This is a genomic window from Winogradskyella sp. HaHa_3_26, from assembly GCF_019278425.1.
Lineage (GTDB): Bacteria > Bacteroidota > Bacteroidia > Flavobacteriales > Flavobacteriaceae > Winogradskyella > Winogradskyella undariae.
In genome coordinates, this window is sequence record NZ_CP058981.1 from 2,035,767 (window position 1) to 2,047,500 (window position 11,734).

An 11,734-nucleotide genomic window follows, 5' to 3' on the forward strand; every position below is an offset into this window, starting at 1 on the left:
TAAAAATTTTCAATAAATTTTAGTAGTAAGTAGAATTATAGGGTTTTAATGGTGTTTGTTTAAAAGTTAGACGGCTGTACCGCTTTTTAACATGAAATCGCGGTACTGCCTAACTCTCAGAATATGAAAAAAATAGTAACTTTTATTAAGGTTACTATGCCTTTAATGGTTTTAAGTAAAAAACTATTTATGAGATTATTTAAGCATTTTTAATAATTGCTTAGAGGTGTAGTAATTGAATACCTTCTGTTTAATTACAAAATCTCTATTAAAAATTAATGTTGCTGGAAGTGTGAATTCTACACCTTCTCTAGAGGCTAAGAGTAGTGGAAGCTCGTGTATGCCATTACGTTTGGTTATGGCTTGTTTATTGGTGAATGTTACGCCATCAAATACAATAGTGTCTAAAGATTCAGCATTCATCTTTACGGCATAATAATCGCTATTCATTTTTTTAATAACCGCTTGTTTGGTAAAGACTTCTCTATCTAACTTTTTGCAATAGACACACCATTCTGCATTAAAATAAACAAATACAGGTTTTGGTTCTTTTTCTACTGCTTTTTCTAGTTCTGTCCATGTTTTCCAATGGATCTCTACATCACTTTGAGATAAGAGGATTTGTGGTATTAGAAATAAGGTTAGTGTATAAAAAATGTATTTCATAATGATAAGGTTTTAAAAGTCTCCAAACTTAAGACCAATAAAGAAAGTACGTGGTCGGTTAGGTCCGTAAACATAGGTTGAATCTCTTCCTGCTCCGGTATCAAAATCACTTTGGTAACTGTCAAAAATATTTTGAACACCTCCACTTAATTCTACGTGAAAATTTTCAATAGGATCAAAATGGTAGGTTAGTTTTGTAGTCATGTCAAAAAACGATTCTGTATCTATTAGGTCTACAAAACCAGAATCACTAACAACAAGAGGAACAATCATAGAACCAGTATAGCTTCCTGTAACGTCTAGTTTAAAAGCATCGCTAACTTCCCAGCTAGAAGTTAAGAAACCATAAGTATTTGGTGATCTTACAAATTCATCTAATAAAACATCTTGTTCTCCTGGTATAGAACCATCAGATTCAAATAGTAGTTGATCTTCTTTAAATATTGACTTTTGTACGGTTAAACCTGCTTGGAAAAATAAATCTGAACTTGGTGAAACACTTAGTTCAATATTAGCACCTGTAACATAAGCACCAGAACCATTACGAGTTTCTTCTAAAATAGAGCCGTTAGATAATGGGGTACCTGTACTTACAATTGTAAATGGATTTTTTAATGTGGTGTAAAACCCTTCAACCAATAAATTAGTTTGTGTTTTGTTGAAATCCTTTGTGTAATCAAATGAAGCTGTATAGGCATTTGAAAACTCACTTTCTAGATTGTTAGATAATATAACAAAACGTTGTTCTCCCCCGACAGAAGAGATGTGTAAATCTTCATTAAAGGCTTGTGGTGCTCTAAATCCTCTAGCATAACCACCTCTGAATTTTAGTTCGTCTGTTAGGTTATATAATAAGGTTAGTCTTGGACTTATTACTGTTTCTGAAACATCTGAAGAGCTCTCTATGTCTTGAATAGTATAATAGCCATCCACGTTTACATTATCTAAACGTACGCCGATAAGTGCAGAAAATCTCTCTATTGGTTTCCATTCGTATTGCCCATAAACACCTATGCTATTTACCTTTTGATCTACAAGACGGTTGTAGCCAATAATAGCATCATTAGTGTCATTTAATTGGTATTCTATACCCGCTGTTACGATATCATTGTTTTTAAATTCATGATTAAATTTAGCTCCTGCAACAAAAGCTAAATCTTTAGTGTTTCCAAATGCATTATTTGCAGCGATAGAATCTTCAGCAGTTCTTCCGCCCCCTAATCCACCATAATAGCTTCCTCTATCTGTGTGCTGTAAAGAAGTATAAACACTTAAGGTGTTGGTGTGGTCATCATTAAAAAGTTCATAATCTAAACCTGTAAAAACGGTATTATGATCAAGTTCTTCTGTAATGTCACTAAATTGAGGTGATAATTCTAATTTATTTCCACCACGTCTGTATTCTCTAATGGCGGTAAAATCTAACCCAATTTTACTATTGTCATTTGGTCTTAAAAAAGTTTTTAATCCTAAAGAGTTGTTTTTTAATTCTGTAATTTCACTAAAACCATCGTTGTTTGCATCGTAGGCGTCACGATCACGGAATATACCGTAAACGGTAACCCCACTTTTTAAATCTTCACTAACAACAGATCCATTAATATTAACGGTACGGTCTGCTGTTTTTCCATCTATTAATCCTAGGTTTGTACTAATTTCCCAGCTATCATTTACAGGTTCTTTAGTAATCACGTTTATAGTTCCTGCTATTGCATTAGATCCAAAAAGGGCAGAACCACCGCTACGCACAACTTCGACACGGTCTATCATGCTAACGGGTATTTGTTCTAATCCATAAACACCATTTAAAGCACTAAATACAGGGCGGCTATTGACTAGAATCTGTGTGTATTGTCCTTGTAAACCATTCATACGTACCTGTGTAAAACCACAATTTTGGCAATTGGTTTCTAATCGTACTCCAGGTTGATAATTTAAACCATCTGCTAAGGATACAGATTGTGTGGCATTAAAGAGTTTGGGACTTAGTACTTTTACAATTACAGGTGCTTCTTTTTTGCTAATTCTGTTTCTTGTGGCGCTGACTACAACTTGATCCAAGCCAAGTACATCTTCAATCATTTCAAAATTAATGATTTGGTTAACTCCAGGGGTTAAGGTTAATGGTGTTTCTTGTGTTCTGTAACCTTGCGATTTCACTATTAATATAATTTCTCCAGAGGCAAGGGTTAGGTTATAATCTCCATTTTCGTTAGTATCTGTGCCTTTTGTTCCGTTTTTAACATAAATACTAGCATATGGGACAGGGGCTCCTTCAATTGTTACCTGGCCCGAAATTGTGGTTTTGTCATTTTGAGCGGAAATCAATGTGACCATTAATAAGCTAATGAGGGTAAAATATTTCATATAGTTAAATTATTATTTAGACTTGATTGAATTATAATTTAGGCAAATCTAAAAATATGTTTTTAATAAAAAAAATATATCTTTGCATAAATTAAAAACTTGTGACTTTAGCAGAAGAGAATTATCTAAAAGCCATTTACCATTTAGAGCAACAATTTAAAAAAGGTGTTTCTACCAATGCGCTTGCTGAGGAAATGAATACAAAAGCATCATCAGCAACTGATATGGTTAAAAAGTTGGCTGAAAAAAAGATGGTTACACATGTACCTTATCAAGGCGCAACACTTTCTAAAGCAGGTCGTGATTATGCTGTAAAAGTGATACGCCGTCATCGTTTATGGGAAGTGTTTCTGGTGGAGAAATTAAATTTCTCATGGGATGAGGTTCATGAAGTTGCAGAACATTTAGAGCACATTAATTCTGATAAATTAGTTAACGAATTAGATGCGTTTTTAGAATTTCCTATTTACGATCCGCATGGTGATCCTATACCGGATAAAGACGGTAATTTTAAAACTGTTGAAAAAATTATTTTAGCTAAAGCTGAAATCGGGTTTACTTATAAATGTATAGGTGTAGATGATACGTCTTCTGAATTTTTAAAATATTTAGACAGTAATAGTATTGGGTTAGGTACTATAATTAAGATTTTGCACAAAGAGCCTTTTGATAATTCTATAAAGTTAGAGATAGAGGATTCTGAAATTGTCGTTTCTCAAAGCGTAGCAAAAAATCTTTATTTAAAAAAGGTATAGTATTCATTTTTTAAAGCTAAAAATTCCATTAAAATATTGAGGTCTAATTGTTAGTGCTTATCTTACGCCCTAATTAATAAGGGAATTTTTAATTTTAAAATCTATTTTTATGTCAAATATGTTGAGATCGTGTGTTTTTTGTTTATTCATTTTACTACTTACTGTAAGTTGTAAAAATGAAAACAAACAAGATAAGGAAGTTGAAGTGCCTGAACTGATAATAGATGAGATGCCAATGTCACCTATAGAAACTATTGAAAAAGCTTACAATAATGAGGCGTTTTTATCTAAAGAAGCTATTGAGTTAGATATGGTAATTAGCTTTGGAGGTCAAGAGCGTTTAGATGCAAAAATGACTTATCTAACAAATTCTACAAAAGGTAAAATAGAATTAAAGGATGGTTCGTTTATATATTATGATGGTGATAAAGTATTTCATTCATCAGATTTAAAAAATGATAAAGCAGCTCGTTTTGATGCTTATACTTGGATGTATTTCTTACTGTTTCAAAATAAATTAAGTGACCAAGGAACAATTTGGTCTGAACTAGAAACTTCTGAGCTTAATAATAAAATGTATGATACACAACATTTAAGTTTTGAAGCTAATACGGGTGATGCTCCTGATGATTGGTATGTTGTTTATAGCGATCCTGAAACACATATGGTGGAATATGTTGCTTATATCGTTACCGTTAATAAATCTAAAGAAGCTGCGGAATCTGATCCACACGCTATAGGGTATTCTAATTTTAAAACCATAGATGGAATTCCATTTGCTCACAATTGGGAATTTTATGAATGGACTAAAGATGGTGGTTTAGGAAAAGTGATAGGTGAAGCAACGTTAAAAAATATAAAATTTGTAACTCCAGAAGCTGATACATTTACGATTCCAGAAGGTTTTATTGAGAAGTAATAATAATTTACTTGTTCTGAATTAAAGCTTTTATTACAAAGATTAAGATAATCTCTATGCCTATATAAAAGATGCCATGTATAATGGTGAGGTTAAAAAAAGTAACAAACGCTATTGCGGAAAAGCATAAGCAAATACATAGAATTAGACTACTAATAAAATCTTTTGAAAAAGTTGCTTTGTTTTCTTTGTAATCGAAGAAGTAAGCTATTAAAATAAATATTATAGACAAATTCTAATTGATATTAAATCCCTTTTTTTTAAAGGGATTTTTTAGTGGCATCCACAACCATCATCACCTCCACAGGCTTTATTCGATTTTTTCTTAGTAGGCAATACGTACTTTTTTGCTAAAAAGAGCACTGCTAATCCTACAGCGGAAAATGCTAGTGTGTTTTGGATAATAGTGTTCATATATTTCTTTTTTAAAAGTTTTACGTTTTATACTATTACTTCTTTAAATTAAGACTTGGTAAGCCACTAGAGCTACAATATAAGCAAAAGTACTCATGATTACTAATTGATAAATAGGCCATTTCCAAGAGTTAGTTTCTCGTTTTACAATAGCAAGTGTACTCATACATTGCATAGCAAAAGCGTAAAATAGTAATAATGAAATACCAGAAGCAAAGTTAAATAAAGGTCCACCTAAAATAGGGTTTACTTCTCCTGCCATTCTATTTTTAATGGTTTCTTCTTCGTCACTACCAACACTATATATAGTTGCTAGAGTTCCTACAAATACTTCACGAGCAGCAAAAGAACTAACAATGGCAATACCAATTTTCCAGTCGTAACCTAAAGGTCTTATTGCAGGTTCTATAGCATGACCTGCAATTCCGATATAGGAATGTTCTAATTTCTGAGATTCTATTTTTTGATGTAATTCTTCTTTCGTTAAATTCTCAGAAGCATATTTTTCTGTAATAATACTTTCTGCATTATTAAAATTATCTCCAGGTCCGTAAGATGCTAAAAACCAAAGTACAATTGAGATGGCTAAAATGATTTTACCAGCACCAAATACAAAAGCTTTTGTTTTTTCTAAAACTGTTAGTGCTACATTTTTAAATAATGGTAACTTATAATTTGGCATTTCTACAACAAAGAAGCTCTTGCTTTTTAATCCCATTATCTTGTTTAGTATCCAAGCTGAACCAACTGCAGTTCCGAAACCGATAAGGTATAATAGCATTAATGTTAATGCTTGGTAGCTTAAACCTAAAATTCGACCTTCAGGAATTACCAAAGCAATAATAATAAGGTATACAGGTAACCTAGCGGAACAGGTTGTAAAAGGTGTGACTAATATGGTGATTAAGCGTTCTTTCCAACTTTCAATATTACGTGTTGCCATAATAGCCGGAATAGCGCAAGCAGTACCAGAAATTAAGGGCACTACACTTTTTCCACTAAGTCCAAAGCGGCGCATAATTCTATCCATTAAAAAGACCACACGACTCATGTAACCACTTTCTTCTAGAATAGAAATAAACAAGAACAAAAATGCAATTTGTGGAATGAAAATAACGATTCCTCCAAGTCCAGAAATGATTCCTTCTGCTAGTAAATTAGTGAAAGCGCCTTCTGGTAAAGTTTCTTTGACCCATTCGCTTAAAGATGCAAAAGAACTATCTATAAAATCCATTGGTACACTAGACCAATCATAAATAGCTTGAAACATTAATAATAAAATGAGTCCAAAAATTAAATATCCCCAAACTTTATGGGTTAATATTCGGTCTAATTTTATACGTAAATCTTTTGCCGACTTAAGGTCAATAGTTTGTCCTTTTTTAAGCGTTTCGTTTATAAATTGGTAACGCTTTATTGTTTCTTTTTGTTGAAGGCGTTTTAAATCTGTTTTAGATTTTGTTTTAAAATCCTCAACAGCTTCGTAATTTTTTCGGTCTGTTTTACCAAAATTGACATCTTGCGTAATAACCAACCAAAGTTTATATAATAATTGGTTTGGGAATGCTTTTTTTAAATTATCAAAATAGGATTCGTCTATGGTTGACGAATTTAAACAAGGCTCTACAGAGAGTTCTTTATGTTTTATAATTAGTTCTCTAATCTGCTCTATACCTTTATTTTTTCGGGTGCTGACTAAGGCAATTTTTGTTTTAAGTTCTCTTTCTAAATGTGCGATATCTAAAGAAATACCTTTGTAAGCCATTCTATCAGACATATTAATCACCAAAATTGTTGGGATCTCTAAATCTTTAATTTGTGTAAATAGTAAAAGGTTACGTTTTAGGTTTTCAACATCACTAACAACAATGGCAACATCAGGATAATCTTTGCCATTTTTATTTAGAAGTAATTCTATAACAACATTTTCATCTAATGAAGAAGCGTTTAAGCTATAGGTTCCGGGTAGGTCAATAATATGTGCTTTTACGCCTCTAGGAAGTTTACAAATACCTTCTTTCTTTTCAACTGTAATACCTGGGTAGTTTCCTACTTTTTGATTTAAACCGGTTAGGGCGTTAAAAACAGAAGTTTTCCCTGTGTTTGGGTTTCCTATTAAAGCAACATTAATTTGCTTACTCATGCGCAGTTTCAATTATAATATGAATAGCAGTTTCTTTTCTAATAGCTAAATGTGTACCATTTATATTTAGGTACAATGGGTCTGCAAAAGGTGCGACTTGTACAAGCTCTACCGTATTCCCAGGTAAACATCCCATTTCAAGAAGTTTTAATGGAATATGAATAGAAGACACATCTGTAATGATGCCTTGTTGTCCGCGTTTTAATTCTGCTAATGTCAACCTTTGCTTATTTAGAATTGTTTTAAAGAAGCAAAAGTAAGAGAAATTTATTAGTGTAAGAAGCTAGATAAGGAATATTTAACGGCTTTATCCATTTCTTACTGCTTATCAAAATACCTTAAAGTTTCTATGTCTTCTATAAGGCGCTTTATATCTTCAGGTTTAGTACCGTCGTAAAAACCTCTAATTTGACGTTTTTTGTCAACAAGTATAAAGTTTTCGGTATGTATCATATCATATTGATCACCATTACCGTCTGTCTTAACTGCTAAGTAGCTTTTTCTAGCCAGTTCGTAGATTTGTTTTTTATCACCAGTTACAAGGTTCCATTTTTGGTCATTAACACCTTTTTCTAAAGCGTATTTTTTTAATTGGGCAACACTATCAATTTCAGGTGTTACAGAATGTGAAAGCAGCATTACATCATCGTCACCCATAATTGCTTTTTGTACTTCAGCCATATGGCCTGTCATTATTGGGCAAATGGTTTGGCATGTTGTGAAAAAGAAATCAGCGACATAGATCTTGTCTTTGTAATCGTCTTGTGTTATCGTTTTTCCGTTTTGGTTGGTTAAACTAAAGTCAGCAATTTTGTGATATTTTAATTGATATTGAATTGTGCTATCTACTAATTCTTCACTCACCATTCCTGGTTGATAAATGGGTAAATTTTGTTTTACATTAAGAATATTATAGATAATTACAAGGATAATAATTGAAAGTACAGAAAAAAAGATTCCAAATTTTTTATAGCCTTTAAAGAACGCAAGAAATGACATTATGTATGTATTAAAGATAGTTGTCATACAAAAATACGACTGTATCTCAATAAAAGCTTTATTTTTAACAATAAAAACCATTGCTATGAAACAATTTTTGGGGTGCTTAATCCTGGCATTCGCACTACAAATAGGTGCTCAAGATTTTCATGATACATTAAATGAAATTCGTGATGTGGAAGCTAAATCAGCTATGAATCAAATTCTAAGCAGTCAGAATACTAATACAGGAAATTATGATGTAAAATATCACCGATTAGAGTTCGATATAGATCCGTCTGTAGCATCAATTTCTGGAGATGTAACCACTTATTTCGAAGCTAAAGAAGACGTGTCTGAAATCACTTTTGATTTGGCTGATAATATGATTGTTTCTCAAGTTTTACAAAGAGGAACAGCTTTAAGTTTTACTCAAAATACAGATGACGAGTTGGTGATTACATTACCAGTTATACAAAATTTAGGAGTTTTAGACTCGTTAACTGTAAGTTATTCCGGTAATCCTGTAAGTTCGGGGTTTGATTCTTTTGAGCAAACCACACATAATGGAGATCCTATTATTTGGACACTTTCTGAACCTTACGGTGCTAAAGGTTGGTGGCCTTGTAAGCAAGATTTAATAGATAAAATAGATGAGATTGATGTTTATATTACAACGCCAGAGCTTAATCCTTCAAGCGAAAGTTATGTTGCCGTTTCTAATGGCTTAGAACAGAGTCAGACCATAATTGGTTCAGAAAAAACAACACATTTTAAACATAGTCACCCCATTCCTGCATATTTAATTGCTATTGCAGTTACTAATTATGAGGTGTATTCGCATCAGGTTCCTAATGATGGAAATCCTTTTGATATCGTCAACTATGTATATCCAGAAAACCTAACAAGTGCACAAGCTAGTACAGAAGTTACTGTAGATATCATGAATTTTTTCACTAATAAATTTGAAGAATATCCTTATGCAGACGAAAAATATGGACATGCCCAATTTGGTTGGGGAGGCGGTATGGAGCATACAACCGTTTCTTTTATGGGGTCGTTTAGTAGAAGTCTTATTGCACATGAATTAGCGCACCAATGGTTTGGTAATAAAATTACCTGTGGTAGTTGGAAAGATATTTGGCTTAACGAAGGTTTTGCAACCTATTTAGCTGGTTTAGTTATTGAAGATTTAGATGGTGAAGAAACTTTTAAATCTTGGAGACAACAAACCGTTTCTAGTATTACCTCTCAACCTGGAGGTGCTGTTTATCTTACCGATCAAGATACAACGAGTATAAGTCGAATTTTTAGCAGTCGTTTAAGTTATAATAAGGGAGCGATGGTGCTACATCAATTACGAAAAAAATTAGGAGACACCGATTTTTATCAGGGTTTACAAGATTATTTAACGACACCAACATTAGCTTATGATTATGCTAAAACGGATGATTTTATTACTGCAATGGAATTATCTACAGGTGAAGATTTAGGTGAGTTTTTCGATGATTGGGTTTATAATGAAGGCTATCCAAGTTATGAGGTTAACTGGAGCCAAAATGGAAATCAGTTACAGCTTACGTTAGCGCAAACTCAAAGTGATGAATCTGTTTCTTTTTTCGAAGCCGGAGTATCTATTAGGATTTTAGGGAGTTTGGGAGAAAGTATAGACGTCGTTTTAGATCATACAATTAATAATGAAGAGTTTTTAGAAACTGTTGATTTTACAGTAGATGAGGTGTTATTTGATCCCGATTATCATTTAATTTCAAAAAACAATACGGTAACTTTAGGTACTGATGATTATGATTTTAATACAGAAATAACCCTGTATCCAAATCCTACAACCTCTTTAATTCATATTGAAAAACCAGAGCAGACTACTATAAATAGTATAAAAATATATAATAGTTTAGGGCAATTGTTACTCGAACAAAATTGGAGTCCTCAAGTAGATTTAACGGCGTTGTCTTCGGGGTTATTATTTGTTCAATTTCAAACAGATGATCAAATCATCAATAAACGAATTATAAAAAATTAGTGTAGGTCTGAATTTTAATATATTACCAATTGTTAAGTAATATATCATTTCATATAAAAACCTTACTTTTGCAAATCGAAATTTGAAAAATAGTACATGGAATTTGTTATAAAAATATCTCAATTTTTACTTAGTTTATCCTTGCTGATTGTTTTACACGAGCTTGGACACTTTATACCAGCAAAGCTTTTTAAAACTAAAGTTGAAAAATTTTACCTCTTTTTTGATGTAAAGTTTTCACTCTTTAAAAAGAAAATAGGAGATACCGAATATGGTATTGGTTGGTTGCCGCTTGGTGGTTATGTTAAGATTGCGGGTATGATTGACGAAAGTATGGATAAAGAACAAATGGCTTTACCACCACAACCGTGGGAGTTTCGTTCTAAGCCAACTTGGCAACGTCTTATTATTATGCTTGGTGGTGTTACGGTGAATTTTATATTGGCCTATGTTATTTATGTGGCAGTTTCATTTACTTACGGTGATTCGGATGTAAAAGTAGACAGTTTAAAAGATGGTTATTGGATAGATAACCCTACGTTATTAGATATCGGTTTTAAGACTGGAGATAAGATTTTGTCTATTAATAATATACCTGTTGTTAATGATTCGGATGTTGGGTTTAATCTTATTAGTGCAGAAACCATAACTATCGAAAGAGCTGGTGAAAAGAAAGATATTCATTTGCCTGAAGACTTTTTAGGACAATATTCTTCTAGTAAAAGTAAATTCAATTTTGAATACCGTGTGCCTTTTATGATAGGTGAAGTTGCAGATTCTTCTTTAAATGCTAAGAAGGATTTAAAAATGGGTGATATCATTAAGAGTGTAAATGGTAAGGAGATTAAATATTTTGATCAAGTTGAAGCGCTTACTAAAGACTTAAAAAATCAAAAAGTTACAGTCGAAGTTCTTAAAGACGATAATAGTATAGTAAAAGAAGAATTAACATTAGACGAAGAAGGTAAGTTTGGTATTCGTCCTTGGACAAATAACTACAGCCGTTTTGATGAGCTAGGGTATTTAGAAATTACAAGAAAGGAATACTCTTTTGGAGAAAGCTTTTCTGCAGGTGGACGTAAATTCACAAAGACGATTACTAATTATTTTGATCAATTAGCTGCAATTACAAATCCAAGTACAGGTGCTTATAAGGGTTTAGGTGGATTTAAAGCTATTTACGATCAATTTCCAAGCGCATGGAGCTGGTCTTATTTTTGGGGTTTAACAGCATTTTTATCAATTATGCTGGCGATACTTAATTTATTACCAATTCCTGCTTTAGATGGTGGTCACGTAGTCTTTTTACTATATGAAATGATTTCTGGACGTAAGCCAAGTGAGAAATTTTTAGAGCGTGCACAAATGGTAGGCTTCTTTATTTTAATTGCCTTAGTGTTGTTTGCTAATGGAAATGACATCTTTAAGGCATTCAGCAATTAAATTTTGAA

General features: G+C 32.5%; 10 protein-coding genes. 4 read left to right on the top strand and 6 right to left on the bottom strand.

The features are described from left to right. Positions 1–195: 195 nt before the first annotated feature. The gene (locus tag H0I32_RS08815; RefSeq protein ID WP_173587753.1) at positions 196–666 is read right to left on the bottom strand and encodes a thioredoxin family protein; all 471 of its coding nucleotides are present in this window, start codon (positions 664–666) and stop codon (positions 196–198) included. Positions 667–678: 12 nt separating this feature from the next. Then, positions 679–3,033 (bottom strand): TonB-dependent receptor, encoded by a 2,355-nt coding sequence (locus H0I32_RS08820; RefSeq protein ID WP_179314095.1) that lies wholly within the window; start codon positions 3,031–3,033, stop codon positions 679–681. 101 nt (positions 3,034–3,134) lie between these two features. Between H0I32_RS08820 and H0I32_RS08825 the strand changes: the two genes are divergently transcribed. Together H0I32_RS08825 and H0I32_RS08830 are read left to right on the top strand one after the other, a co-directional pair. Further along, positions 3,135–3,788: a metal-dependent transcriptional regulator gene (locus H0I32_RS08825; RefSeq protein WP_173587755.1), complete on the top strand. Its 654-nt coding sequence runs from the start codon at positions 3,135–3,137 to the stop codon at positions 3,786–3,788. A gap of 109 nt (positions 3,789–3,897) precedes the next feature. Then, positions 3,898–4,707, top strand: a complete 810-nt coding sequence (locus H0I32_RS08830; RefSeq protein WP_246293621.1) for a DUF6503 family protein — start codon at positions 3,898–3,900, stop codon at positions 4,705–4,707. Positions 4,708–4,980: 273 nt separating this feature from the next. Here H0I32_RS08830 and H0I32_RS08835 read toward each other — a convergent pair whose 3' ends face one another. The 4 genes from H0I32_RS08835 to H0I32_RS08850 all read right to left on the bottom strand — a co-directional run bounded on the left by H0I32_RS08835 (position 4,981) and on the right by H0I32_RS08850 (position 8,263). Next, positions 4,981–5,121 carry a FeoB-associated Cys-rich membrane protein gene (locus H0I32_RS08835; RefSeq protein WP_173587756.1) on the bottom strand — a complete coding sequence of 47 codons (141 nt, stop codon included), beginning with the start codon at positions 5,119–5,121 and terminating at the stop codon, positions 4,981–4,983. A 43-nt stretch (positions 5,122–5,164) separates the two neighbouring features. Further along, positions 5,165–7,264 (bottom strand): ferrous iron transport protein B, encoded by a 2,100-nt coding sequence (gene feoB / locus H0I32_RS08840; RefSeq protein WP_179314094.1) that lies wholly within the window; start codon positions 7,262–7,264, stop codon positions 5,165–5,167. Then, entirely contained in the window at positions 7,257–7,484 is a 228-nt protein-coding gene (locus H0I32_RS08845; RefSeq protein WP_179314093.1) for a ferrous iron transport protein A, read from the bottom strand. The genes feoB and H0I32_RS08845 overlap by 8 nt, the downstream gene beginning before the upstream one ends. A 98-nt stretch (positions 7,485–7,582) precedes the next feature. Further along, positions 7,583–8,263 carry an SCO family protein gene (locus H0I32_RS08850; protein WP_179314092.1) on the bottom strand — a complete coding sequence of 227 codons (681 nt, stop codon included), beginning with the start codon at positions 8,261–8,263 and terminating at the stop codon, positions 7,583–7,585. Positions 8,264–8,348: 85 nt separating this feature from the next. Between H0I32_RS08850 and H0I32_RS08855 the strand changes: the two genes are divergently transcribed. Beyond that, positions 8,349–10,283 (top strand): M1 family aminopeptidase, encoded by a 1,935-nt coding sequence (locus H0I32_RS08855; RefSeq protein WP_179314091.1) that lies wholly within the window; start codon positions 8,349–8,351, stop codon positions 10,281–10,283. 96 nt (positions 10,284–10,379) lie between these two features. Further along, a complete protein-coding gene (rseP, locus tag H0I32_RS08860; protein WP_173587761.1) occupies positions 10,380–11,726 on the top strand; it encodes an RIP metalloprotease RseP in 1,347 nt (448 codons plus the stop codon). Positions 11,727–11,734: the final 8 nt, after the last annotated feature.

What these genes read in the sequence shown, in the direction of transcription:
- H0I32_RS08815 (WP_173587753.1), bottom strand. Translation starts at nt 666, where the DNA reads ATGAAATACATTTTTTATACACTAACCTTATTTCTAATACCACAAATC.
- H0I32_RS08820 (WP_179314095.1), bottom strand. Translation starts at nt 3,033, where the DNA reads ATGAAATATTTTACCCTCATTAGCTTATTAATGGTCACATTGATTTCC.
- H0I32_RS08830 (WP_246293621.1), top strand. Translation starts at nt 3,898, where the DNA reads ATGTCAAATATGTTGAGATCGTGTGTTTTTTGTTTATTCATTTTACTA.
- H0I32_RS08835 (WP_173587756.1), bottom strand. Translation starts at nt 5,121, where the DNA reads ATGAACACTATTATCCAAAACACACTAGCATTTTCCGCTGTAGGATTA.
- feoB (WP_179314094.1), bottom strand. Translation starts at nt 7,264, where the DNA reads ATGAGTAAGCAAATTAATGTTGCTTTAATAGGAAACCCAAACACAGGG.
- H0I32_RS08850 (WP_179314092.1), bottom strand. Translation starts at nt 8,263, where the DNA reads ATGTCATTTCTTGCGTTCTTTAAAGGCTATAAAAAATTTGGAATCTTT.
- H0I32_RS08855 (WP_179314091.1), top strand. Translation starts at nt 8,349, where the DNA reads ATGAAACAATTTTTGGGGTGCTTAATCCTGGCATTCGCACTACAAATA.
- rseP (WP_173587761.1), top strand. Translation starts at nt 10,380, where the DNA reads ATGGAATTTGTTATAAAAATATCTCAATTTTTACTTAGTTTATCCTTG.